General features: G+C 49.7%; 20 protein-coding genes. 13 read left to right on the top strand and 7 right to left on the bottom strand.

All coding sequences use genetic code 11. The annotated features are described in order from the left end of the window. Positions 1-307: 307 nt before the first annotated feature. Together L4C36_RS03690 and L4C36_RS03685 are read left to right on the top strand one after the other, a co-directional pair. The gene (locus L4C36_RS03690) at positions 308-895 is read left to right on the top strand and encodes an acetate uptake transporter (protein ID WP_428476433.1); all 588 of its coding nucleotides are present in this window, start codon (positions 308-310) and stop codon (positions 893-895) included. A gap of 168 nt (positions 896-1,063) precedes the next feature. Beyond that, positions 1,064-2,032 (top strand): ADP-ribosylglycohydrolase family protein, encoded by a 969-nt coding sequence (locus L4C36_RS03685; protein ID WP_428476432.1) that lies wholly within the window; start codon positions 1,064-1,066, stop codon positions 2,030-2,032. Positions 2,033-2,144: 112 nt separating this feature from the next. Here L4C36_RS03685 and L4C36_RS03680 read toward each other — a convergent pair whose 3' ends face one another. From L4C36_RS03680 to pabB, 4 genes are all read right to left on the bottom strand, one after another. Then, positions 2,145-3,506, bottom strand: a complete 1,362-nt coding sequence (locus tag L4C36_RS03680) for an L-serine ammonia-lyase (RefSeq protein ID WP_428476431.1) — start codon at positions 3,504-3,506, stop codon at positions 2,145-2,147. A 236-nt stretch (positions 3,507-3,742) separates the two neighbouring features. Continuing rightward, complete coding sequence (locus L4C36_RS03675; RefSeq protein ID WP_428476430.1) at positions 3,743-4,996, bottom strand: aromatic amino acid transport family protein; 1,254 nt, start codon at positions 4,994-4,996, stop codon at positions 3,743-3,745. Positions 4,997-5,179: 183 nt separating this feature from the next. Then, a complete protein-coding gene (locus L4C36_RS03670) occupies positions 5,180-5,788 on the bottom strand; it encodes a CoA pyrophosphatase (protein ID WP_428476429.1) in 609 nt (202 codons plus the stop codon). 208 nt (positions 5,789-5,996) lie between these two features. Next, the gene (pabB, locus tag L4C36_RS03665; protein ID WP_428476428.1) at positions 5,997-7,403 is read right to left on the bottom strand and encodes an aminodeoxychorismate synthase component I; all 1,407 of its coding nucleotides are present in this window, start codon (positions 7,401-7,403) and stop codon (positions 5,997-5,999) included. Between the two features lie 276 nt (positions 7,404-7,679). On the opposite strand from pabB, the gene L4C36_RS03660 reads away from it, so the two are divergent. The 4 genes from L4C36_RS03660 to L4C36_RS03645 all read left to right on the top strand — a co-directional run bounded on the left by L4C36_RS03660 (position 7,680) and on the right by L4C36_RS03645 (position 14,729). Next, entirely contained in the window at positions 7,680-9,182 is a 1,503-nt protein-coding gene (locus tag L4C36_RS03660) for a fumarate hydratase (RefSeq protein WP_428476427.1), read from the top strand. A 309-nt stretch (positions 9,183-9,491) separates the two neighbouring features. Next, positions 9,492-10,532, top strand: coding sequence for an efflux RND transporter periplasmic adaptor subunit (locus L4C36_RS03655; protein WP_428476426.1), 1,041 nt, complete (start codon positions 9,492-9,494; stop codon positions 10,530-10,532). A gap of 1 nt (position 10,533) precedes the next feature. Then, the gene (locus L4C36_RS03650) at positions 10,534-11,634 is read left to right on the top strand and encodes an efflux RND transporter periplasmic adaptor subunit (RefSeq protein ID WP_428476425.1); all 1,101 of its coding nucleotides are present in this window, start codon (positions 10,534-10,536) and stop codon (positions 11,632-11,634) included. Continuing rightward, a complete protein-coding gene (locus tag L4C36_RS03645; RefSeq protein ID WP_428476424.1) occupies positions 11,631-14,729 on the top strand; it encodes an efflux RND transporter permease subunit in 3,099 nt (1,032 codons plus the stop codon). The genes L4C36_RS03650 and L4C36_RS03645 overlap by 4 nt, the downstream gene beginning before the upstream one ends. Before the next feature lie 156 nt (positions 14,730-14,885). On the opposite strand, the gene pyrC is transcribed toward L4C36_RS03645, so the two are convergent. Both pyrC and L4C36_RS03635 read right to left on the bottom strand, forming a co-directional pair. Next, entirely contained in the window at positions 14,886-15,917 is a 1,032-nt protein-coding gene (gene pyrC, locus L4C36_RS03640) for a dihydroorotase (protein ID WP_428476423.1), read from the bottom strand. 309 nt (positions 15,918-16,226) lie between these two features. Further along, a complete protein-coding gene (locus L4C36_RS03635) occupies positions 16,227-18,230 on the bottom strand; it encodes a methyl-accepting chemotaxis protein (RefSeq protein ID WP_428476422.1) in 2,004 nt (667 codons plus the stop codon). 363 nt (positions 18,231-18,593) lie between these two features. Here L4C36_RS03635 and hinT point away from each other — a divergent pair, with 363 nt between their 5' ends. From hinT to L4C36_RS03610, 5 genes are all read left to right on the top strand, one after another. Continuing rightward, the gene (gene hinT, locus L4C36_RS03630) at positions 18,594-18,944 is read left to right on the top strand and encodes a purine nucleoside phosphoramidase (RefSeq protein ID WP_428476421.1); all 351 of its coding nucleotides are present in this window, start codon (positions 18,594-18,596) and stop codon (positions 18,942-18,944) included. A gap of 163 nt (positions 18,945-19,107) precedes the next feature. Further along, positions 19,108-20,493 carry a COG3014 family protein gene (locus tag L4C36_RS03625; RefSeq protein WP_428476420.1) on the top strand — a complete coding sequence of 462 codons (1,386 nt, stop codon included), beginning with the start codon at positions 19,108-19,110 and terminating at the stop codon, positions 20,491-20,493. Continuing rightward, positions 20,493-20,879, top strand: coding sequence for a YcfL family putative periplasmic lipoprotein (locus tag L4C36_RS03620; protein WP_428476419.1), 387 nt, complete (start codon positions 20,493-20,495; stop codon positions 20,877-20,879). Before L4C36_RS03625 ends, L4C36_RS03620 begins: the two co-directional genes overlap by 1 nt. Before the next feature lie 60 nt (positions 20,880-20,939). Continuing rightward, entirely contained in the window at positions 20,940-21,533 is a 594-nt protein-coding gene (gene lpoB / locus L4C36_RS03615) for a penicillin-binding protein activator LpoB (RefSeq protein ID WP_428476418.1), read from the top strand. A 40-nt stretch (positions 21,534-21,573) separates the two neighbouring features. Further along, positions 21,574-22,458, top strand: a complete 885-nt coding sequence (locus L4C36_RS03610) for a phosphotransferase (RefSeq protein ID WP_428476417.1) — start codon at positions 21,574-21,576, stop codon at positions 22,456-22,458. Between the two features lie 127 nt (positions 22,459-22,585). Here the strand turns inward: L4C36_RS03610 and L4C36_RS03605 are convergent, their stop codons facing one another. Beyond that, positions 22,586-22,723 carry a hypothetical protein gene (locus L4C36_RS03605; protein WP_428476416.1) on the bottom strand — a complete coding sequence of 46 codons (138 nt, stop codon included), beginning with the start codon at positions 22,721-22,723 and terminating at the stop codon, positions 22,586-22,588. A 92-nt stretch (positions 22,724-22,815) separates the two neighbouring features. Here L4C36_RS03605 and L4C36_RS03600 point away from each other — a divergent pair, with 92 nt between their 5' ends. After that, positions 22,816-23,634, top strand: a complete 819-nt coding sequence (locus tag L4C36_RS03600; RefSeq protein WP_428476415.1) for a DUF6279 family lipoprotein — start codon at positions 22,816-22,818, stop codon at positions 23,632-23,634. Positions 23,635-23,861: 227 nt separating this feature from the next. After that, complete coding sequence (gene ycfP / locus L4C36_RS03595) at positions 23,862-24,395, top strand: alpha/beta hydrolase YcfP (protein ID WP_428476414.1); 534 nt, start codon at positions 23,862-23,864, stop codon at positions 24,393-24,395. Positions 24,396-24,750: the final 355 nt, after the last annotated feature.

Raw genomic sequence — 24,750 nt, 5'->3', positions numbered from 1 at the left:
CTTGTTAAGTTTTACTTGATTGGTTTTTGGTTTAAGTGTTTGAAATTAAATTAATTAAAGGTTTCTGCAGGTAACGGTTTAGTGCTGTGGGAAAATACTTGGTAACACTTGTTGGGGCTTTTATGAGAAAAATAACTTTACAGGAATAAAGAGAAAACTACATTTTTTTGCGTTCGATTAAGTTTTACGCTGTTTTTGGCTTGATTTGCCTCACAACGTCCATTAGAATTCGCGGCGCATTCACAGAGAGTGCATCCAAATTTTAATTATTATCACTTTTTTTGAAAGACTCCTGTAGGGGAACTCAATGTCGACGAAACTAGCAAACCCAGCACCACTTGGTCTAATGGGTTTTGGTATGACTACCATCCTTCTAAATATCCACAATGCGGGCTTTTTCCCTATTGATTCTATGATCCTAGCGATGGGTATCTTTTACGGTGGTCTAAGCCAAGTTCTTGTTGGCATGATGTGTTTCAAGCGTGGTGATACATTCGGTACAACAGCCTTTACCTCTTACGGTCTATTCTGGTTGTCACTAGTGGGTATCCTTGTTATGCCTTACATGGGTCTACCTGCAAGCCCTGCTGGCTTCATGGGTTGGTACCTACTACTATGGGGCATCTTCACTGGCTTCATGTTCATCGGTTCACTTTGCTACCCACGTGCTAAGCAGTTCGTGTTCGGCTCACTAACCGTATTGTTCTTCCTATTGGCTGCACGTGATTTCACGGGTAGCGCGCTAATCGGCACTATCGCTGGTTTCGAAGGCATTATCTGTGGTGCAAGTGCTATCTACTTCGCAATGGCGCAAGTACTGAACAACGAATACGGCCGTACCATTTTGCCTGTTGGCGAATTGAAGAAAGACAAAGCGCTTAAAGCTGCTGCGTAATTTCTGACTGTATCGTAAGAAAAGAAATTGAAAAACCCGCCTGATGGCGGGTTTTTTTATGCCTGTTATTTGTGCCTGTTTTTAAGATTGGTGCCGTGAAATGCGTGCTTTGTCCTAAGCTTAAAACCATCAATAGTGGTGAAATAGTGATGTGGGGGAGAAGACACGATGGCACAACGTTATGCAGCATTGATGGGGGCGCTGGTGGCCGATGCCGCCAGTATGGGGACCCACTGGATCTATTCCCCGGCCCGCATTGCCAGCCTGCAAGATTTACCGCATTTCCCTTTTATTGAGCCTGATCCTCAGCATTACGCGGGAGTAGACGGGTATTATGCCCATGATAAGTTGACGGCCGGTGAATTGACCCTGTATGGGGAGTGGTTGGCGTTGTATATCCGTTTACTCAGCCAGCCTGATGCCGATACCGTGAGTTTGCAGCAAGCCATGCTGGACTATTTCGGCCCCGGTGGGGAGTTTATCGGTTACGTCGATAGTCCCACCAAAGCGTTATTGCTGACCTTATTTTCGTTGACCCCTGAGGAATGGCCGGATGACTCTGGCAGCGATGATGATCAAAATCCCGCCTTATGCGCCATTCCCGCCTTGGTTGCACTGAAATTGCAGTCTGAGGAATTGGAGCATGAAATAGAGCGCCTTGTAGGCATTACCCATCAAAATGAAACTGCTATAACGTGCGCCAAAGCTTTTGCCTGTGCGTTAAATGAAGCATTGCGTTCCCGTCGTATAGAGCCGGTGTTGAATATTCTAGCAGTGAAAAGCCCGCCAGCGATTAAAGAGAAAATCGAGCAGTTGCGCGCGTTGGAAGGGGAGGTGAATGACATCAACCACGTGCTGACGATCGTGAATCAGGCCTGCCATTTGGGGGATAGCTTACCGATGGCGGCGTGGATTTTGCAAAACAGCAACAGCTATACGGAAGCGGTGCTCAATAATATACGGGCGTCTGGTGACAGTTGTGGACGGGCCATGTTGGTCGGGGCATTAGCGGGGGCCTGCTATGGCTTTGGTGATCAGCAGGGTATTCCGATCTCTTGGGTCACCACGTTACAGTGTGGCGAGGCACTGGCGGAAGACATTGAGCAGCTCTTGCACAGTGCGGGTGGGGCGTATTAGTTGGTTTCGTGGGGTGTTGCCTGAATAGCTGAATTACCGAAGATATAAACGAAAAAAAGCGACCCGAGGGTCGCTTTTTCATGTTCGGTATTAACCGTGAGTCATTCTGTAATTAGCAGATGACTTTAATTGCTAGGCCACCTTGAGACGTTTCGCGGTATTTCGCGTTCATGTCTTTACCGGTTTCTAGCATTGTCTCGATCACTTTATCCAGTGATACGCGCGGTTCAGAAGAACGACGCAGTGCCATACGGCATGCGTTGATCGCTTTCACAGCAGCAATACCGTTACGCTCGATACACGGAACCTGAACCTGACCAGCAACAGGGTCACACGTTAGGCCTAGGTTGTGTTCCATTGCGATTTCAGCCGCCATACATACTTGCTCAGGGCTACCACCCATAAGCTCAGCAAGGCCTGCTGCAGCCATTGAACACGCTACGCCCACTTCACCCTGACAGCCAACTTCTGCGCCAGAGATAGAAGCGTTACGCTTGTAAAGACCGCCTACTGCGCCAGATGCTGCGAAGTAACGCGTGTATTCTTTAGGACCCACAGACTGGATGAACTTATCGTAGTAAGCCAGTACCGCAGGAATGATGCCACATGCGCCGTTTGTTGGTGCAGTTACTACGCGGCCACCGGCTGCGTTTTCTTCGTTAACCGCGAATGCGTACATGTTAACCCAGTCAACCACCGTCATTGGGTCGTTGCTGAGTTTTTCAGTAGTAAGCAGTTGCTGACGAAGGGCAGCGGCACGGCGAGGTACACGTAGTGGACCAGGAAGAATACCTTCCTCGCTCATACCACGTTCCATACACTCACGCATGGTGCGCCAGATGTTTGCAAATGATGTGCTGATTTCTTCTTCAGCCGTCAATGCACGCTCATTGGCCATAACCAATGAACTCACAGAAAGGCCGTGTTCTTTACATTGCTTAAGCAGCTCTTCAGCTGTGGTAAACATGTAAGGCACTTTTACTGATGATTCAGCTGACTTACCAAAGTTCTCTTCGTCAACGATGAAACCACCGCCCGTCGAGTAGTATGTTTTGGTGTACGCTTCTTCTTCACCGATCCAAGCATGAATAGTCATGCCGTTTTCGTGTAGAGGAAGGTTTGTTGTATGGAAGTTCATACCGCCTTCACGAGGGAAGTCAACAGTATGACAGTGCATGCCAACAGGCATACGCTCAGTTTCTTCAACGCGAGCGATGAAGCCAGGAATGCTATCAATATCAACGTGTTCTGGGCTATTGCCAGCAAGGCCCATAATGATAGCGATATCAGTGTGGTGACCTTTACCCGTTAGAGAAAGCGAACCGTAAACATCAACGGTAATTTTAGTCACATCACGAAGTTTACCCATGGCGCGAAGGTCATCGATGAACTCTTTACCTGCTTTCATTGGGCCGACAGTGTGTGAACTGGAAGGACCCACACCGATTTTGTAGATATCAAAAACACTGATCATTGCTAATACCTTCAGTCAGAGAAGCCATCTCGCTTCACCTTAGACCGTATCGTTCTTATCATTTCCCGCCCCTTCCTTGGCGAGATAAACAAAACAAAAGAGCAGGGGCGTAAAGCTTCCTGCTCTTTTGTGGCTATATTGTACGTGATTTGTCTGTCAAGACTATGCGTTGTAGCGCATTTCCTTGAAGTTCTAATCCGTAGCGGTCAATTATCACGCGTTTGGTGATAGCTAACTTATAGAGCGCCGTAGATTACAGAAGTAATCGCTGCAATACCACATAGTACTGTGAAAATCTGCGCAGCTGCTGACGTTTTGAACTTCGCCATTGCTGGTACTTTGTTCATCGCGAAGATTGGCATTAGGAACAGGATACCGGCAATCATCGGTGCGCCCATTGTTTCAATCATGCCAAGGATGCTTGGGTTAACTACCGCAACAATCCAAGTCGTTACAACGATGAACGCAAGTGCGATTTTTTCAATCTTGCTAACAGGCATTGAAGAGCGAGACTTCACAAGACCTACTAGACCTTCTTGTGCACCTAGGAAGTGACCGAAGTAGCTAGAAGTAATCGCAGCGAAAGCAACCAATGGACCCATTAGAGAGATCAGTGGAGATTCGTGTACGTTTGCTAAGTAAGACAGTACAGAGATGTTTTGTGCTTGTGCTTCTGCTAGTTGCTCTGGAGACATAGACAGAACAACAGAGAATACGAAGAACATAACAAACGTCATCAGCATCATTGCTGCGCCGCCAGTGATCATGTCTGTTTTCTTCACAGCATCGTCGCCGAACTGCTGACGCTGTTCTTTAGCAAACTGAGAGATGATTGGGCTGTGGTTGAAAGAGAAAACGATGATTGGAATCGCTAGCCATACAACAGAAGGCATTGCTGACCAATCTGGTGCGACTGAAACCATTGATGCGTTCCACTCAGGAACCAGGTAGATAGACAGTGCGAATAGAACAAATACTAGCGGGTAAACCACTGCAGATGTTGCTTTAAGCATCATTTCTTTACCGAAAAGAACGCCCGCTGTCATCGCAAGGATTAAACCACCAGACAGTAGCCAGCGTGGAATAGATTCCATACCTAGCTGGTTAACCATGAAAGAGTCAACAGTGTTGGTAATACCAACACCGTAGATAAGTACGATTGGGTAGATGGCGAAGAAGTATGCAAAAGTGATGATGTTTGCGCCAGTCTTACCGAAGTGCTCTTCTACTGTATCAGTGATGTCAGCGTTTGGATCTTTTGCAGAAAGAACGAAACGTGCAAGGCTCTTGTGTGCGAACCAAGTCATTGGTAGAGCAAGTAGAGCAAGAATCACTAGAGGCCAGAAGCCGCCTGCACCCGCTTTAATAGGAAGGAACAGTACACCAGCGCCTACAGCAGTACCGAATAGCGATAGTGCCCAAGTTACGTCTTTATACGTCCATCCTGCTTTTGCAGCAGTGGTGGCTGCGGTGCTTGTAGATGTTTGCATGATTATCTATCCAAAGTTGAATTACGGAACGGAAATTACGGAACGAAGCGCATTTTCGTTATTTATTGCAAGAAAACTTTGATCAAGATCTCGTTATGTAATGGAGTGAAATTGCAATACAATTAAAAGTGATCAAGATCACACTTTTCTAATGGGTGGGATTAGGGAAAATAACGTGTCACATTAGTTATGCTCATGCCAGAGCTGTTTTGACAGCACTTTGAGCATTTGGGCGGTCGCGCCCCAAATGGAATATTTGCTGAAGGGCACCGAATAAATGTGATGAATGTTGCCCCCGATGGTCACTTCTTGGGTCCGCATATTCACGGGATTAAGCAAGTAATCGAGCGGAGCTTCAAACAGCTCATCCACTTCATTGGCGTCTAAGGTGGGGGTGTATGCCGGCGAGATCACCGAAACAAAGGGCGTGACCAAGTACCCACTGACAGTCGGTAGCGCGGGCAATTGTCCAATAATGCTGTCTCGATGGCACAAAATGCCGGTTTCTTCGTGTGTTTCACGCAGCGCAGTGGCAATCAAATCATGATCAAAGGGTTCATATTTTCCCCCAGGAAAAGAAATTTGACCGGGGTGGTGCTTCAAATGCAGGGCGCGACGGGTCAATACCACATGGAATGTGTGTTGGCGGGGGACGAGGGGGATCAGCACAGCCGCTTGTTTCAAGGGACGGCGAATATCCAAGCTTTGCTGAATACGGGCCGTATGACTGGCATCATAACTGGCCTGTGGCGCAAGCAGAAAACGCGTAACAAGATGCTGCTGGGAGTTCATAAACCTTCCGTGGAACGATAAAACATACTGTAACTGTAGCGTTAAAAACAACCACTTACTGACTAATGTGCGGGAAATTTTCCCGCTCTTGGTGGCAAATCCATGTCACACAAGGAAGAAAATGTGGTCTGAGAATAATCAATCGTCAGAAAAAAGCCAAGCATCATGCAGGACACAACGCTTGGATTTTCAGAATGATGGCTCAAGATCACACTGTGGAAAGGGTCGGCAAAATACGACTGAGTTTATCCAGTGTCTCCTGATATTCACTGTTGGCTTGGCTGTCAGCCACCACACCGCCGCCGGCCCATGCATACACGTGCTGTTGATGCGCGACCACGGTGCGAATGGTGATGCTGGTGTCCATTTGGCCGCAGCGGCTGATGTAGCCAATACTGCCGCAGTACACGCTGCGTCGGTGCGGTTCTAATTCTTCAATGATCTGCATCGCGCGAATTTTCGGGGCGCCAGTGATGGATCCGCCCGGGAAACAGGCACGCAGCAGGTCAGTCGGGCTGTATTGGCTGTCTAGCTCTCCCACCACCGTACTCACCAAATGGTGCACCGCAGGGAAACTTTCCACATCAAATAGCTTCGGCACAGACACCGTGCCCGGTTTGGCCACGCGACCAATGTCGTTACGCAATAGATCGACAATCATCAGGTTTTCAGCACGATCTTTTTCGGTGGTACGCAAATCTTCAGCCAGTGCGGCATCGTCAGTGGCATTGGCGCCACGCGGACGTGTTCCTTTGATTGGCTTGGTTTCCACTCGGCCATGGCGGTGTTGCAAGAAACGTTCTGGGGAGACCGACAAGACGGCACTGTCGTCGGTGCGAATAAATGCAGAGAACGGTGCCCCGTTACTTTGCTCCAATAATCGGTAGGCCTGCCATTCGTCACCGCAGTATTGAGCCGAAAAACGTTGTGCCAAATTGATCTGGTAACAGTCACCGGAAAGCAAATACGATTGAACACGATCAAATTTGTTGCAATAGGTCGCTTTATCCATGTTGGCTTGCCAATCAGATGTTAGCGAGAAGTGATCATTGTGTAACTCGCGCTTTGTCAGTGCGTGTGCGAGATGACTCTGGCGAATATCTTGAAGCCACGTCAAACGCGATTGCCCTTTTGGCGAGATCAGATACAACTGCTGCAATTGGTGATCGGCAATCAGCGCCCAATCATAAATGCCCACCGCCATATCGGCCGTGCCCAGATCATGGCTGGCCGTGTTCGCAATACGCTCAACACGACGGCCTAAGTCATAGGAAAAAAAACCAACAGCCCCACCAATGAATGGCACATCGTTTATGGGTTTCAGTGATGGCAGGAGATCATGCTGAATTTTCTCAACGAGGTGGAAGGGGTCAAGGGTGCTGGTTTTTTCATCACCATTTGAAAACTTAATATGAGTTATTTCACCATGTGTCGCTAAAGTGGCTAAAGGATCAGCAACTAAAATATCGAAGCGATTATCTGGATGATCAGAAGCGGCGGAGCGTAATATCATGGCCCACGGCTGGCCTGCTAACGGTTCAAACCACGTAAGCGATGCATCCTTGTCGTAGTCGAGTTGCTCAAGAATCAGTTCTGGATGTGATTTACAAATCATTTTCTTTTTTGTGACAGGTGTACGATAGGCGCATAGCGCGAAATTGTACGCAAGAGTATCATAAACAGAGAATTTAATACGACGCCCAAGGACGATCCTTTCTGCTTTTTTGTCTTCTTTATCGAAGTAGATTGGAGCACTGCCATGAGGAACATGGCCGCGTGGTTGCATGATCTCCCTGTACCTTCCCTACAGGGTGGGAGTCATGTGAATCATACCCTACATGGAAGCAACAAATCGGGCGCCATGGAATGATAATAATCAACGAGGGCATATATGACCGTCATCCGTAAACAAGATGTGATTAGTAGTGTCGCTGACGCATTACAGTATATTTCTTACTATCACCCACTGGACTTTGTTCAGGCATTAGAAAAAGCCTACAACAAAGAGCAGAGCCAAGCCGCGAAAGATGCGATGGCGCAGATCCTCATTAACTCCCGCATGTCAGCAGAAGGGCGTCGTCCTATCTGTCAGGACACGGGGATTGTGACTTGTTTCGTTAAAATCGGCATGAATGTGCAGTGGGAAAGCGACCTGACGGTGCAGGAAATGATTGATGAAGGCGTGCGTCAAGCCTACACCAATCCGGATAATCCACTACGAGCCTCTGTCGTGGCGGATCCTGCCGGTAGTCGTAAAAACACCAAAGACAATGCCCCTGCCGTGGTACACATTGACATGGTGCCGGGCAATAAAGTTGACATTCAAATCGCGGCCAAGGGCGGCGGTTCTGAAAACAAAACCAAAATGGTCATGCTGAACCCGTCTGACGATGTCGCCGAGTGGGTTGAAAAAACCGTGCCATTGATGGGCGCGGGCTGGTGCCCACCGGGCATGTTAGGTATAGGTATCGGCGGTACGGCAGAGAAAGCGGCCGTATTGGCGAAAGAATCCTTAATGGAATCTATCGACATGCACGAACTGCAAGAACGCGGTGCGCAGACCACGGAAGAAGCCCTACGTTTGGACATCTATAATCGTGTGAATAAGCTCGGTATCGGTGCGCAAGGGCTAGGTGGCTTGACCACGGTATTGGATGTGAAGATCAAAACCGCGCCAACCCATGCGGCGTCTAAGCCCGTTTGTATGATCCCGAACTGTGCTGCGACCCGTCACGTACATTTCACCCTTGACGGTTCTGGGCCTGCAGAACTGACGCCACCGAAGCTAGAAGACTGGCCAGAAGTGACGTGGGAAGTGGGTGACAGTGTTCGTCGCGTTAACCTTGATAACGTGACGAAAGCGGACGTGCAAGAGTGGCGTTCAGGCGAAACCATTCTGCTGTCGGGTAAAATTCTGACAGGCCGTGATGCCGCCCACAAGCGTATTGCTGACATGTTGGCGAACGGTGAAGATTTCCCGGTGGATTTCAACAATCGCTTTATTTACTACGTCGGTCCGGTTGATGCCGTGGGTGATGAAGTGGTGGGGCCAGCAGGGCCGACCACATCGACCCGCATGGATAAATTCACCGACATGATGCTTGAGCAAGCGGGTTTGACTGGCATGATCGGTAAAGCCGAGCGCGGTCCGGCGGCGATTGAATCCATCAAGAAACACAAAGCGGTGTATCTAATGGCCGTCGGCGGTGCCGCTTATCTGGTCGCGAAAGCGATCAAACAAGCCCGTGTGGTTGCGTTTGAAGACTTGGGCATGGAAGCGATTTACGAGTTTGATGTCGAAGACATGCCTGTGACGGTTGCCGTGGATGCTGAAGGCGTGAATGCGCACCAGACCGGTCCGGATACGTGGAAAGTGAAAATCGCAGAAATGTAATGCGATAAGCGTTTTCTGACTACCTTTGAGAGAAAGGCTCTAACTTCGGTTAGGGCCTTTTTTTATGGTTGTCATTCTGCTTCTTCCTAGCAAAGTTGCTTTTATCTACTGTAAAAACGCGTAACGAGTGGGGAGCTCACATCCGATAAAAGCGATTTAATGATCTGTTTTTTTTCGTGTTTTTGCGTAATGTTCAAATAATGTTATACAGTCTGGGCTATAGTGGTAACGAAAGCTGGAGGGTTGTGTGACTATGTTGCAATAGCTCCCGCTAAATAATACAACAAAAAATCATGGATTGAGGATGTTATGGGACGCGTATTGTTAGCGACAACCGTGCTGTTAGTGGCAGTGACGGGATGTGGCGAAAAAGAAGTACCGGTACCTGAGCCCGAATCAAGACCGGTGAAATTGCATTCCGTTGCGGTGGGAAACAATGAAGTGTTTCGAACCTTTCCTGCGGTGGTGGAAGCGGGTGATAAGGCCGTATTGGCGTTTCGGGTGTCAGGTCAGTTAGATAAGGTGGTCGTAAACCCCGGAGAGACTGTGGATCGGGGGCAAACGCTGGCACATTTAAACACGGATGAATTGCAACTGTTGGTCGAACAGGCGCAAGCCAATTATGAACTGGCGTATGTGCAGTTTAGGCGGGATAAAAAACTGCTAAAAACCAATGTGGTATCCGAGCTTGATTTTGACCGCTCAAAAGCAGAACTTAATCAGGCGAAAGCCGAATTAGACAAAGCCAAAGCCAATCTGAACTATGCCACCCTTATCGCGCCTTATGACGGCACGCTATCCCTCTCCTTAATTGAAAATTATGAATATGTCGCGGCAAAAGAGCCGGTGATGCATATTCAAAGCGCGGGATTGATCAACGTAACGTTTCAGTTGCCGGATCAGCTCTTTGTCCGTTTTCAAGACACGTCCAGTTTTGATGTAAAGCCAACCGTCTCGTTTGACACCATCCCTAATCAGCACTTTTCGGCTGAATTTAAAGAAATCGATACCGAAGCGGATGAAAAAACTTCCAGCTATAAAGTGACGCTATTTATGGAACGACCGAAGGGATTCAATTTACTGCCCGGCATGGCTGGGCACGTGAAAGTGGCATTGCCTGGCGGAGAGTTAGGTGCCATTCCTGTCAGAGCGATCATGAAAGACGGTGATCAGCAATTTGTTTGGCGTGTCGATGAGCAAGGTGCTGTCTCCAAAGTGGCGGTGACACTGGACGACAAGCGCCGCGTGATTTCGGGATTGTCTGACGGTGACAATATCGCGACCTCTGGCGTGTATGAATTGGAAGATGGCCAGAAAGTCAGGGCATGGGTCAAGGAAAGGGGGTTATAGCATGCAGACACGACGTGAATTACCGCTCGCGGTGTGCGTGCTGGTGAGCCTGCTTGGACTCAGCGGGTGCGAGAAACCCACGGTGGAAGAGCGGGTGATTATTGCACCTGTGGCTGTGACAAAAGTGCAAATGGCCGATGCTGCGCCTCAACTGACGTTTCCGGCCGTGGCTGCCGCCGCCAATAAATCCAGTTTGTCTTTCCGCGTGCAAGGGGAAGTCAGCCATATTTCCGTGCGCCCAGGCGACAGAGTAAAAAAAGGCCAGTTATTGGCTCGCTTGGATCCGGTAGATTACCGGCTGGAAGTGGATGATGCGCAAGCCAAATTCAATGTATCGGACAGCCAGTATCGACGCTCGGCTAAGCTGGTGAAGCAGGGCTATTTACCGCAATCGCAATTTGATGAATTGAAGGCACAACGACGCATCGCCAAAGCGCGTCTCGATTTGGCTAAATTGAACTTAACTTTTACTGAGTTGAAAGCGCCGTTTAACGGTGTGATCTCCCGCGTGCCGGTTGAGCAATTTGAAAATGTACAAATCGGTCAGCCAGTCATGAACCTGCATTTAACCAACGCGGTGGATGTGATTATACAAGCGCCGGATATGATTTATTCCCAGAGTACGGCGGTGGAAGTGCAAGACTCGGCGCCGGGCGCCCGTATTGTGCTGGAAGATGGCACAGAATACCGCGCCCGTTTGAAAGAGTTCACCACCGAGCCGGATCCTGAATTGGGATCGTTTTTGGTGACGCTGACCATGCCGATGCCCAAAGATCGTTTCATTTTGGACGGCATGGCGGTGGAAGTACGTGCGGATGCGCAGAAGTTGAAAATTTACCGTAAAGGGGAGCCAGTTATTCCGCTTGAGGCCATTTTCAATGAAGACGGTGATGATTTAGCCTTAACCAACAAGTTTGTTTGGGTAGTAGGGTCGGATAATACGGTCAGTAAACGTCAAGTCGTTACGGATAAAGTGGTGCCACAAGGTGTGCGCTTGCTCAAAGGGCTGCAAGCCGATGAGCTTATCGTGGTGGAAGGGGCGAACCGATTACATGAAGGGCAACAAGTGCGGATCGTTAACAAGGAGGGCGACGGCGTATGAAACAAGATATAGCAGCCTATTTTATCCGCAATAAGGTGATCAGTTGGATGCTGACGCTGATCTTCCTGATTGGCGGCACCATGGCCTTCTTTGGTTTAGGGCGATTGGAAGATCCCGCGTTTACCATTAAAGACGCCATGGTCGTTACCTCTTATCCCGGTGCGACGCCGTTGCAAGTGGAAGAGGAAGTCACCTACCCGATAGAAAAAGCCATTCAACAGTTGTCTTATGTGGATGAAGTGAACTCGGTGTCCAGTCGAGGACTTTCCCAAATCACGGTCTCCATGAAAAATAATTATGGCCCGGATGATTTACCGCAGATTTGGGATGAATTGCGGCGGAAAGTGAATGATCTAAAGCCATCGTTACCGCCCGGGGTGTATGAACCGAAAGTCATTGATGACTTCGGGGATGTGTTCGGGATACTGCTGTCGATCACCGGTGATGGTTACAGTTACAAAGAACTGAATGACTATGTGGACTACCTGCGCCGTGAAATTGAATTGGTCGATGGGGTCGGCAAAGTGTCGGTGACCGGCGGGCAGCAAGAGCAAGTCTTTATTGAAATCTCCATGCAGCGGTTGAGCAGCTTGGGGATTTCGCCAGATACCATTTATGGCATTCTCGAAACCCAAAACTTAGTCACCAGTGCCGGGGCCGTGCGGATCGGCAGCGAGTATATTCGCGTTCATCCTACCGGTGAATTCAACAACGTGGATGAGTTGGGGGATTTAATTATCACGGAAAGTGGCGCAGAAGGGCTGATTTATCTGCGTGACGTGGCCACGATTAAGCGTGATTTCAAAGAAATTCCGGATAACTTGATTGCGTATGATGGGCAGCAAGCCCTGAACGTGGGGATCTCGTTTGTTGAGGGCATCAATGTGGTGTCGGCGGGTCACCGTGTTGAGCGCCGCCTGCAAGAACTGAAAGAGCAACAACCGGTAGGGATCAATATCGGGGCGGTGTACAGCCAGCCAACAGAAGTGGATAAATCGGTGAGCGGCTTTGTGGTCAGCTTGGGTGAAGCGGTCGCGATCGTCATCATCGTATTGCTGTTCTTTATGGGGCTGCGTTCCGGCGTGTTAATCGGATTGATTTTGCTGCTGACGGTATTGGGTACCTTCGTCTTCATGAGTTGGATGGCCATCGACTTGCAGCGTATTTCACTCGGGGCGCTGGTTATCGCGCTGGGGATGCTGGTGGATAACGCCATTGTGGTGGTCGAGGGTATATTGATCGGCATGCAAAAAGGGCGAACCCGTATGCAAGCCGCGTCCGATATTGTCACGCAAACCAAATGGCCGTTATTGGGGGCGACCGTTATTGCGGTGATGGCCTTTGCGCCGATTGGATTATCGCAAGACTCAACCGGCGAATACTGCCGTACGCTGTTTAGCGTGTTGCTGGTGTCTTTGATGTTGAGTTGGTTTACGGCGATTTCGTTGACGCCATTCTTTGCCGATTTGTTTTTCCGTGGGGTCAAAACCCATGCCGAGGGAGAAGCATCGGACCCGTATGCCGGCAAATTGTTTGTCTGGTACAGGGCCTTTTTAGAATTCTGTTTACGCCGTGCGTGGTTAACCGTCATTACCTTGGTATTGATGCTAGGGGTAAGTTTGTACGGCTTTACGTTGTTGAAGCAGTCCTTCTTCCCGTCGTCGACGACGCCGATGTTTATGGTGGATGTGTGGTTACCGGAAGGGACAGATATTCGTGCCACCAACAGCGTGTTGAAAGAGCTGGAAGGCGTGGTGACGCAAGATGATCGTGTGGTGTATGTCAGTGCCAGTGCGGGTAAAGGCTCACAACGTTTCATGCTGACCTATACGCCGGAAAAGAGCTATTCCTCATACGGCGAGCTGATCATTCGCGTGAAAACATTTGAAGATGTGATCCCTGTGATGAGCAAGCTGAGTGAAGTCTTGGAAACTAATCACCCTGAGTTGGAATATAAGCTCAAGCAAATCATGTTAGGCCCCTCCTCTGGCTCGAAAATTGAGGCGCGGTTAGTGGGACCGGATCCGACTATATTGCGTAGCATGGCAAAAGACGTGGTTCAGATCATGAATGCTGACCCTGGGGCGTTTAACATTCGCCATGACTGGCGTGAACGTAACAAAGTGATTGAACCGGTGTTTAACGAAAGTCAGGCGCGTCGCTATGGGGTCACTAAGAAAGACGTGGATGATTTGTTACAGATGTCGTTTTCGGGGCTGACGATCGGGGTATACCGTGATGGGACCAACCTGATGCCAATTGTGGCACGGTTACCGGATGCTGAACGCGTGGATGTCAGTACCATTGAAGGAATGAAGATTTGGAGTCCCGCGATACAGGGCTACATCCCACTGCAACAGGTGATCAATGGGGTCAATATTCGCTGGGAAGATCCGCTCATTGTGCGGAAAAACCGGAAACGTATGCTGACCGTGATGGCCGATCCTGATCCGCTGGGTGATGAAACGGCGGCGACGGTGCAAGCGCGGATCCAACCTCAGATTGAGGCGCTTAACTACCCACCGGGCTATTCGCTCGAGTGGGGCGGTGAGTATGAATCATCAGCGGATGCGAAAGCCTCGTTGTTCCAGACCATGCCAATGGGGTACTTGGTGATGTTCTTGATCACCATCTTCCTGTTTAACAAAGTGAAAGAGGCGCTGATTGTTTGGGCGACCGTACCACTGGCCGTGATTGGGGTGACCACCGGGCTGCTCTTGCTGAATACGCCGTTTGGCTTCATGGCCTTGCTGGGCTTCTTGAGCTTGTCTGGCATGTTGGTGAAAAACGGTATTGTCTTGTTGGATCAAATCGAGCTTGAAATTGCCAGCGGGAAAGAAAAATACCAAGCGGTGGTGGATGCGGCAGTCAGTCGTGTGCGGCCGGTCTGTATGGCGGCGGTCACGACGATTCTCGGGATGATCCCGCTTCTTCCTGACGTGTTCTTCAAGCCGATGGCTGTCACCATCATGTTTGGTTTAGGCTTTGCTACTGTCCTCACCTTGATTGTGGTGCCGGTGCTGTACCGTTTATTCCACCATATTGGTTTGCCGGAACAACAGGCCGCGTTGAAGCCGAACCCTGCAATGGGCTAGTGCTGAACGTGCCAGAGGTGACACTCTGAGTGAGCGAAAAAGGAAAGGGGACGCAATACTGCGTCCCCTTTTTTTGTTTTTATTCTAGTTTCTAGTTTCTAGCTTTTCGATACTCGATTCTAGCTACTCGATACTACCTATCCGTCACTGCGTCGATTAAGCCGTGACTTTCCAAGCCATGTCTTCGCCAGCACGGATAGGCACAACCACATCTTGACCAAAAGCCATGGTGTCAGGCACCGCCCAGCTTTCTTTGCTTAGGGTAATGGTGTCACTGTTGCGTGGCAGTCCGTAGAAGTCAGGGCCATTGAAGCTTGCAAAGGCTTCCAGCTTATCGAGTGCTCCTGCGTTCTCAAATACTTCAGCATACAACTCGATAGACGCGTGCGCCGTGTATGACCCCGCACAACCACAGGCGGCTTCTTTGCGGCCTTGTGCGTGGGGTGCAGAATCGGTACCCAAGAAGAATTTCGGGTTACCGCTGGTGGCCGCTTCGATCAACGCGTGCTGGTGGATATTGCGCTTTAGGATCGGCAAGCAGTAGAAGTGAGGGCGAATACCGCCAACCAGCATGTGGTTACGGTTGAACATCAGGTGATGCGCCGTGATGGTCGCGCCCACGTTCGGACCGGCTTGTTTAACGAACTCGACCGCCTCTTTGGTGGTGATGTGCTCAACCACAATTTTTAGGTTCGGCATTTTCTCAACGATAGGGCCTAAAACGGTATCGAGGAACGTTTTTTCGCGGTCAAAGATATCCACATCGTGCGTGGTCACTTCCCCGTGGATCAGCAGTAGCATGCCGACGTCTTGCATGGCTTCAAGGGTGGGGATCAGCTTGTCGATATCGGTTACACCAGAATCGGAGTTCGTGGTGGCACCGGCAGGGTAAAGCTTCGCAGCATAAATGTGGCCAGTGGCTTTTGCTTGGCGAATATCGCCGGGGGTGGTGTTGTCGGTGAGGTAAAGTGTCATAAGCGGAGAGAATGGAGCCAACGGCTCGGCAGCGAGGATGCGATCGCGGTATGCCAATGCTGCTTCGGTATCGGTCACTGGCGGGACCAAGTTTGGCATGATAATGGCGCGGCCCATGTAGCGGCTAATATCACGGACGGTATCATTGAGCACGTCGCCGTCACGCAAGTGGATATGCCAGTCATCAGGACGTGTAATCGTAATCGTCGTCATTGTTGCTTCCCTCCAAAAAAAATCGACCGATTCTAATTGCTTATAAAAGGGATGTAAAGGTCACGATTCAAACAATCTATCTTATTGATGAATAAAGGGGCAACCGTTTGCTTGTGGCGGCGGGGATATGCGTGGCTAAGGTCGTGAATTTTCAGTGAAAGGGTCGGGTTACAGCGCGAGATCACGCGGGACGGGATAAATAAATTCAGTATAGAAGAAAGATACGGCCACCGTTCAGAGAAAGCCTGAAACGGTGGCCGTGACGTGCATGCAGAATGTGTCGAGTGGCTTGCTTAAAACGTAAAGCGCTTAAAGCTTGAAGCGGTGCACGAGGTCGTTTTGTTGGTGCGCCAGTGCATCCAGTGTTTGGCTGGCACTGGCAACTTCTTCCATCGCGTTATAGTTAGCATCAGCAATATGGCTGATCCCTTCTAAGCTGCGTGCTGTGGCAACCGTGGTATCGCGTTGTTCTTCGGCTGCTTGGGCAATCTGTGCACTCATCTGGCTGATTTCAAGAATGATGCTTTGAATCGCTTCCATCGCATGGTGCGCATTGGTGGCTTCTTCAATGCTGTTATCCATTTCGGTTACGCAGCTTTGCATTAATGACATGGTTTGACTGGCACGCCCTTGTAGCGTGGCGATCATTTTTTCGATTTCTGCGGTGGAGTCGGTGGTACGTTTGGCGAGCACGCGCACCTCATCGGCCACGACCGCAAACCCACGCCCTTGATCCCCGGCGCGTGCTGCTTCAATGGCGGCGTTGAGGGCCAGTAAATTGGTTTGATCGGCAATATTGCGGATCACATCGAGAATCGAACCAATGTTGCTGCTCATTTGCTGCAGGTTAGCCACCGCTTGAACGGATTCATCGAGCCGCGCGGCTAACTGCTGCGTCGTCTGAATGTTGGTGTTCATGACTTCACGCCCCGTCTGGGAGGCGTGCTCAACATCATGAATACGTGTCATGGTGTTCTGTGCGCTGAGCGACACTTCCGTGACCGAATGTTCCATTTCGGTCATGGCGGTGGCCACAGACGCGGTTTGTTGACGCTGCTCATTCAACCGGTATTTCGCGTCATTGGTGGTGGTTTGGTTCTTCTCCGCCACGCTGGTTAATTCACCGGAGGCTTGACTGAGGCGGCTGAGAATTTCCTGCAAGTTATCGGCCAGGCTATTGATGTACACCCCGAGCTGGCTAAATTCAACACACTGGTTGATGTCGCTGCGCTTGGTCATATCGCCGTTGGCTAAGGCTTCCAGGGTCAACAACGTGGCATTGAGGGGCTTTCTGACCGACTGTGCAATGTACCAGCCAATGCCAAGCGCCACGGTGACCATCAGGCCACCAAACAGGATTGCGTTGTTATACCCCTGTTGATAAGCGACATCGGCGCGCTCAATGGCATTGTTCATTTGCTGATTGGCATAGTGGCGGAAGCTGTCCAGAACCTGCGTGGCTTTATCGATCTCGCCGGCCAAAATATGAATGTTATCGTACAGCTTGGTACGGGCATCAATGTACTGGTAGTGGGCATCCAATGCACCACCACTGCGGCCAATATCACGCATGTATTGTGCGATGGGTTGATCAAATGCCAGTTTTAATTCCGGCTTCATGGTAGACAAGGAACGGTAAGCATTGCCGACATGATTAACGTAGCGCTTGTTATCTTTCATGGCTTTTTGAATCTTGCTGATCTCTTCGGTGGCCAGCGCATCAGACGTGATGGTTTCCGTCTGCCTTAATTTCATGAAATAGTTTTTGGCCATCATTTTGACGGGAATACTCGTGTCATTTGCCAACTGTTCGGCCATCTCACCGTTCAGTTTGCCGTACAAGCGCTGAAAGTGGCGGGCAGATTGCTGACGTTCGTTTTGCGCGAGCATCTGGGTGCGATAATTCGCCATCGCCGTTTGGGCTTCTTGAAAGTAGCGCGTTTCAATGTCGCTCAGGGCATCGAGTTGGCTTTTTACATCGGGATTGTGGCTGTTGGCGTTGATTAGTTGTACGAGCGCTTGGCGAAATTGTGTCTGTGCCTCCGTAAACAACGCTTCATAGGTGTCCATGCGCTGTGGATCCTGACTGGTCAGGAAATCTTTAAACAGCTTATCTGCCGCTAATAAACGGACACTGGTTTGGTTGGAGTAAGAAACCAAAGGCAAAGCGGTATCGGTGACATGTTGGAGTTGTTGGTGAATGCGGCTGGTACCATCCAGCATCATGAAGACCATTGCAGTAAACACCATCACCATCATGGCGAAGCCGGTGTACATACGGCGAATAACTGAGGTGTGCTTCACTTTTTTCATATCATCCCTAGAAAGACCCAGTTAGTGGCAATATAACTAATAGAATGCACTGTAATTCAAACTGATAATTCTGTTTTTAATCATCATGAAAAATGTGAAGTGTCAAAATTATGCTCTCGCTAGCTGGGTGTTTTTTGGTTTGTTTTGACTCAATTTGTGTGATTCAAGTGCACATTCTTTAGAGGTGCTACCAAGGAACAGATGGCCGGTTTAGGGAGATGGAGATTTATCCGAAGGCGTAAAAATGGTTGTAGTCTGTTCAAAAGAGAGGGTATGCTCGTTTAAAACAGTGTTCAATATTGCTCTGCCAGACAGAACCGCGCATACTGCCAACACGCTTATACATTGATAACGGAGCATGACATGGCTGAAGAAACCATTTTCAGTAAAATTATTCGTAAGGAAATTCCAGCAGACGTTGTTTACCAAGATGAGTTGGTGACGGCATTTCGTGATATTAACCCGCGTGCGCCAAGCCATATTCTGATCATTCCGAATAAGCTATTGCCAACGGTGAATGATGTGGAAGCTGAAGATGAGTTGATGATGGGGCGTCTATTTACCGTTGCACGTAAATTGGCGGAGCTGGAAGGGATCGCGAAAGACGGCTACCGTCTGATTGTAAACTGCAACCCACACGGTGGTCAGGAAGTGTACCATATTCACATGCACCTGGTCGGCGGTCGCCCAATGGGACCAATGATCGTCGGTTAATCACCGTTGGTGTGTCTCTCATCATGTCAGTACCGTTTTACGCGGATGTTCGGTGAGCAGGAACTTTGAGTTCAGTTTGAAGTCTGAGTAGGCGATACGGCACAGCAGCATTGTAGACTGAACCGTACAGCACTCAGGCTTTTTTATTGGGGTAAGCAAAAGAATGATAAAACGTGCTTTTGTGGTGATGTTTTCGTTAGGGTTAACGGCTTGCGCGAATTTATCGGCACAGAACTTATTTAGCCATTACAGTGCCGCCACGTCTGAGGCGCATCAGGCAATGCAGCAAGGCCAGTATCAGCAGGCATTGGCGGTATTACCTGATGCGCCTGCAGGTGAGATATTGGATGGTATGGAAAAAGGCCGCGTGGGCTTTGTGGCTGGGGTGTACCCGCTGAGTTTCTCTGCGTTGCAAACTGCTGATCAAGCGGCGAAAGAACAGCAGCAGCAAGCGGTGATCCAACTCTCATCGGGCTTCAATCAAGCCGGCGCGCTGCTCACGAATGACAATATGATCACCTACCGCCCAGCGGATTATGAATTAGGTTTTCTTCATCTTTATCTCGCGCTGAATTATATCCAGCAACATGATTTATCCGGGGCGCTGGTCGAAGTGCGTCGGGCTAACCAAGTGCAGGAAGCGGCGAAGAAAATTCGCGAGGCTGAACTGCAACAAGCCGAACATGCCGCCGATGAAAAAGGCATCGCCCAGAATCTAGGTGCTGTACTCGCACGCTATCCGGACGCGAGGCACACCTTGGGCAATGTGCAAAACGGTTATTTGTTTTACCTCTCTGGCGTTTTATATGAAGCCGATGGGGATTTGAATAACGCCTATATCGATTACAAACGGGCGCTGGCCGTCGCACCGGATAACCCGTTTGTCAGCCAAACGGTGATGCGTGTGGCCGCCCGTTTAGGTATGCGCAGCGATCTGAAATCCCTCGAAGCCCGATACGGTCAGTATCATCGACCGGCCTCCGGCACTGGCCGCGTGGTGGTGTTCGATGAGCAAGGGGTCGTTGCCGCACGAGACAGTTGGCGGTTGCCGCTTTGGTTGCCGGACAGCCGTGGGCAGGGCGCGATGTACAACTTGGCCTTGCCGTATTACCGAGCGACGGCAATACAGCAATACAGCCCGTTGATGTTAGGGCGACAAACCTTGCAGGAAAGTGCACTGGTCAATGTGAATGGCATGGCACAACAGAGTTTGAAAGAAGCCTTGCCCGCGATGGTAGTACGTCAGTCGCTGCGTGTATTAGCCAAAAATGAAGTACGTCGCGCGGCGTCCCGTGAAGGGGATGATTTGGGCAATGTGCTGGTCAATATTTTCAATACACTGACGGAGCAACCCGATACCCGAAGCTGGCAGACACTGCCTGCAAATGTGTCGCTGAGTCAGCAAGATGTGGCCGCAGGGCAGTATGCCTTGTCGTGGCAAGGACAAACGATAGCCGTCAACGTAAAGCCGGGACGTACCACGATGGTGTGGGTATCACGGCAAGGAACAGTGATGACCGGCTGGTCAGTATTATTGGGAGATAACTAATGAGAAGACTGATTATTTTAGGCATGGTGCTGGGATTGGCAGCCTGTGCAGACAACACGTCTGGGATCAGTATTGAGAGCAGTAATCAGAGTGTCGTGATTGGGAATTCACACTTGGCGCAACGCTTAAGCATTGAAGAGGCGGCGGTCACCAAGGTGAATGGCTTATTGAAAGCGGCGGTACCGGTGAAGAGCAATATCGATTCTGATCTGGCGTTGCAATACCGCTTCTATTGGTATGACGCGCAAGGGTTAGAGGTGAGCGGCAGTGACAGTCCGTGGCGACATGTGATCATTCACGGCCAAGATACCATGACATTGCAAGCCATGGCGAGAACGCCGGAAGCCACACAATATCGAATTTATATTCGGAAATTGAACGACTAATTTTGGGGAATCGTGCAGCACAATCATTCGGCTGTACACGCAAAAAATAAGGTACAAATAATGAAAAAGAGCGTAATTGTAGTAATGGCTGTGGCGTCTTTAATGGGCGGGTGTGCACAAAAAATCAGCTATGGTGATGCCCAAGCGGTTGAAACCACCACCATTGATTTTGGCTCGACGGATCTGCAAAAAATTGCGGAAGACATGACCGATAGCATGTTGTCATCGGGTTCTGTTGGCGTGATTACGGCGAACGGCAAGCGTCCGATCATTGTGGTGGATGGGATCAAAAACAAAACCAGTGAGCACATTGATACCGAGTCTATTACCGATTCTGTTAGCACCCGTTTGCTGAACTCGGGCAAATTCCGCTTTGTCGACATGACCCGTGTTGAAGACGTACGTAAGCAGTTGGATTTCCAAAATAACGACCAACTGGTGAATCAAAGCACGGCGATTCAGTTCGGTAAAATGGTTGGCGCGCAGTACATGCTGTACGGTAATTTGTCGAGCATCGTGAAATCGGCCGGCAGTGATCAAGACGTGTACTACAAAATGACCATGCGTTTGATGGACTTGGAAACGGGCTTGATCGAATGGGCAGACGAAACGGAAATCCGTAAGCAAGCGTCTAAAAGCCTGCTTGGCTGGTAATACCAGATGCTAGGCGATGAACGCCATCATGGATAATTGCATGTCGCCGTCCCTGTTGTCGGGTCCGGAATCCGCCGCGTTAGTGACACAGCTACAGACGGCGTGGCCAGCATTCATAGTGCTTGAGGCCACCCCGTTAAGTGGTGGCCTCAGTAATCGCTGTTGGCGAGTGACGCTGCAACACCGTGTGCAGTTAACGACACACACTTGCGTGTGGCGGCCGTGTTCAGCGGCCACTTCGGCGTTTGGTGTATCGCGTGAACACGAGTACCGGTTGTTAGCGTCCTTGTGTGACATGCCGCTAGCCCCTGCACCGTTCGCCTACAGTGAAACGGGTTTGCTGGTGGAGTGGGTGGAGGGCGTAATGGCCCCTGCCGATTTACCGATGGCGACATTGTTGCAGTTGCAAGCAAGGATCCATGCCATTGCCCCGCCGGCATGGCAGCTTGACTGCCGTGAGCGTGCGGTGAAATATTGGACACATATTGCGCCAGCAGACCAAGACGCTGATTTGTGTGCGTTGCATCAGCAATTTCAATATCAACCGCCTAAGCCGTGGTTTGCCGCGACATGTTGTCACCATGATCTCGGGGCATATAACGTGATCATACCGCCTTCGGGTGATCCTACTGTGATTGATTGGGAATATGCGGCGGCGGGTGATCCATCGTTGGATTTAGCGCTGACGATCAGTGCTAACCAATGGGATGTGGAAACGGCTGTATTTCAGTATTGCCAACAACGTGAAGAGGTAGGATTACCTCTGTTAGCTGCGCCACGTGTTTGGCTAGAGGCCGTGAATGCCTGGTTGCCCTGGTGTGATTATTTGGCCATGTTGTGGTTTTTTGTCGGTGCCCAATTGTGGGACGATGAAACGTATCGTGACAGCGCCCTGTCATTGAAGCAGCGCTTGTTGTCTCGCTAAAGTCCGTCGCCTGCCGCGCTGCGGTCGTGATAGTCGACATCCGCCGCATTGTCGGTTGTGATCCCTCTCCCGTGATTTATCCCCCGTTATTTTGCCCATTCTTTAAGCGTGTTCGCCTAGACTAAATCTAGGCATCATGATCACCATGTTGTGTATCGCTAAAGGGGGAGAAGGATGACGCACGCTGGGACTGTGAAATCAGCGCACCAAAATCAAGATCAACATCTGAAGCCAGATTCAATACACGATCTACATCCACACTCACGATCAGACACACCCTTAACGCCCCCAAAGCCGTCGGTTGCTAAACCGCTTCGGCAGCCTTGGGGGGCTTGCCGATCTTGGCGTGCGGCAGGAGTGATCAGTGGCTTACTGCTTTTACTGGTTGGCTGTACGACGCGGTTTGCTTACAACAACCTCGATTATCTTATTGCTTACCGTATTGATGATTATGTGGACTTGACCCGTCTGCAAGACCGCGTGCTTGATCAAGGGTTGGAAACGGCGCTGGAGCGTCATCGTAAACAAGGTCTGCCTGCGATTCATCGTGCGCTTGATAGCCTGCAAGCGGATGTGATGACGCCTATGACCCTCTCTCAAATCCGCCGGTATCATTATTTGTTTACCGATCTCGGGCAAGATGCCGCTGCAATGGTGGGGAAACCGGTGGCGTCCATGCTATCCCTGCTCAGTGATCGGCAGGTTACCGAACTTGATCGTGAAATTCAGGCGCGTTTCAATGAGGTGGATGCAGAACGAAAAGCACTGACCCCAGCACAACGGTTAGATAAACGGACCGACCGCTTGATTGACACCCTGCAAGATTGGGTGGGGCGGAGTACGCCAGAACAGCGCGCCATGCTCAAAGAACTCGCGGGGTACCAGCTTGAGATGACACCCGTGTTTCTGGCTATGCGGCAACACTATTGGCAGACATGGCAATCGTTGCTTGCTCAGCGCACACAAGCGGGTTTTTCCACACAACTGACACAATGGATGCGTAACCTTGTTGCGTTTAACACTGCGCAACACAGCAATGCGATGGATGTGTACCTCAATCGCCGTTTTGAACTCATGTTACGGTTGCAGCATTCGTTGAGTGACAAGCAGCGCCATACCTTGAACCGTAATCTGGTTGATTTACGCAAGGATGTGGCGGTGTTAATCCAGCAGTAGCGATGCATAACAGCGCGCTGCGTGAGCGGGTATGGAGAGGCAACGGGTACGAGAACCCGCTGTAAAACAGTGTTGGGTCAACAAACCTCACAAAAAGTGTTAGATTAAACAAGAGTAAATGTTACCTTTACGTAAATGCCATTCGGTAAGCGCCTTCGAGAACGGCAGGCTTTCACTGGCTTATTGAGGCAAAACACCAGAACGAGAATGAAAACAGGACGTTAACGATGATTATTTATTTACATGGCTATGATGCAACCAGTGCGGGTAATCACGAGAAAGTATTGCAGCTGCAGTTCATTGATGATGTAAAGATCGTCACCTATAGTACCCAGCACCCGAAGCATGATATGGCGCACTTGTTGAAAGAAGTCAGCGGGTTGATTGAAGCAAACGGGAGAGACAATACCCTGATTTGTGGTGTTGGGCTTGGTGGTTTCTGGGCGGAGCGTATTGGTTTTTTATGTGGGATAAAACAAGCGATGTTTAACCCCAACCTGTACCCTGAAGCGACCATGGAAGGGAAAATTGACCGCCCGGAAGAGTATGCCGACATCGCCACCAAGTGCGTATCTGATTTCCGCGCGAAAAATAAAGGCAACGCATTGTTGTTCCTTTCGCGTCATGATGAAACCATGGACAACACCTTGTCAGAACAAGCGTTAGCTGCGTACTACGAGGTGATTTGGGATGAGAACGAAACCCATAAGTTCAAGAAAATTTCTCAGCATTTACAGACGCTGAAAGCCTTTAATGCGTAAAGCGTGTATTGCGTGCCACAGCTCGTTGTTCGGCATAAATGGTGTGCTTTATGTATCGGTGGCCTCATGACAAAAGCATGAGGCCACAACTAAAAGTGCAATCAATTCTATGCGCTAGAGCAATTTTTGCGGTTTTTTTTGAAAATTTATCGGATTTTTTGCTTTATATACTTCCAACTATTGCGGAAATATTAGATAATCGTCACACAAAATGTAAGGGGATGATAACCATTCTCGCTTTGTGCCGGTGAGTCAGCATGAGAGTAAAACGCGGTCGTCCACACGCGACAATGACCACACGGTAACAAGATAATAATAAGAAAGTAGCACCACCTACCTCCTACCTACAGCAGAC

Source organism: Photobacterium japonica (assembly GCF_050337005.1).
GTDB lineage: Bacteria > Pseudomonadota > Gammaproteobacteria > Enterobacterales > Vibrionaceae > Photobacterium > Photobacterium japonica.
This window is presented reverse-complemented; position numbering and strand designations above follow the sequence as displayed.

What these genes read in the sequence shown, in the direction of transcription:
- L4C36_RS03690 (WP_428476433.1), top strand. Translation starts at nt 308, where the DNA reads ATGTCGACGAAACTAGCAAACCCAGCACCACTTGGTCTAATGGGTTTT.
- L4C36_RS03685 (WP_428476432.1), top strand. Translation starts at nt 1,064, where the DNA reads ATGGCACAACGTTATGCAGCATTGATGGGGGCGCTGGTGGCCGATGCC.
- L4C36_RS03680 (WP_428476431.1), bottom strand. Translation starts at nt 3,506, where the DNA reads ATGATCAGTGTTTTTGATATCTACAAAATCGGTGTGGGTCCTTCCAGT.
- L4C36_RS03675 (WP_428476430.1), bottom strand. Translation starts at nt 4,996, where the DNA reads ATGCAAACATCTACAAGCACCGCAGCCACCACTGCTGCAAAAGCAGGA.
- L4C36_RS03670 (WP_428476429.1), bottom strand. Translation starts at nt 5,788, where the DNA reads ATGAACTCCCAGCAGCATCTTGTTACGCGTTTTCTGCTTGCGCCACAG.
- pabB (WP_428476428.1), bottom strand. Translation starts at nt 7,403, where the DNA reads ATGATTTGTAAATCACATCCAGAACTGATTCTTGAGCAACTCGACTAC.
- L4C36_RS03660 (WP_428476427.1), top strand. Translation starts at nt 7,680, where the DNA reads ATGACCGTCATCCGTAAACAAGATGTGATTAGTAGTGTCGCTGACGCA.
- L4C36_RS03655 (WP_428476426.1), top strand. Translation starts at nt 9,492, where the DNA reads ATGGGACGCGTATTGTTAGCGACAACCGTGCTGTTAGTGGCAGTGACG.
- L4C36_RS03650 (WP_428476425.1), top strand. Translation starts at nt 10,534, where the DNA reads ATGCAGACACGACGTGAATTACCGCTCGCGGTGTGCGTGCTGGTGAGC.
- L4C36_RS03645 (WP_428476424.1), top strand. Translation starts at nt 11,631, where the DNA reads ATGAAACAAGATATAGCAGCCTATTTTATCCGCAATAAGGTGATCAGT.
- pyrC (WP_428476423.1), bottom strand. Translation starts at nt 15,917, where the DNA reads ATGACGACGATTACGATTACACGTCCTGATGACTGGCATATCCACTTG.
- L4C36_RS03635 (WP_428476422.1), bottom strand. Translation starts at nt 18,230, where the DNA reads ATGAAAAAAGTGAAGCACACCTCAGTTATTCGCCGTATGTACACCGGC.
- hinT (WP_428476421.1), top strand. Translation starts at nt 18,594, where the DNA reads ATGGCTGAAGAAACCATTTTCAGTAAAATTATTCGTAAGGAAATTCCA.
- L4C36_RS03625 (WP_428476420.1), top strand. Translation starts at nt 19,108, where the DNA reads ATGATAAAACGTGCTTTTGTGGTGATGTTTTCGTTAGGGTTAACGGCT.
- L4C36_RS03620 (WP_428476419.1), top strand. Translation starts at nt 20,493, where the DNA reads ATGAGAAGACTGATTATTTTAGGCATGGTGCTGGGATTGGCAGCCTGT.
- lpoB (WP_428476418.1), top strand. Translation starts at nt 20,940, where the DNA reads ATGAAAAAGAGCGTAATTGTAGTAATGGCTGTGGCGTCTTTAATGGGC.
- L4C36_RS03610 (WP_428476417.1), top strand. Translation starts at nt 21,574, where the DNA reads ATGTCGCCGTCCCTGTTGTCGGGTCCGGAATCCGCCGCGTTAGTGACA.
- ycfP (WP_428476414.1), top strand. Translation starts at nt 23,862, where the DNA reads ATGATTATTTATTTACATGGCTATGATGCAACCAGTGCGGGTAATCAC.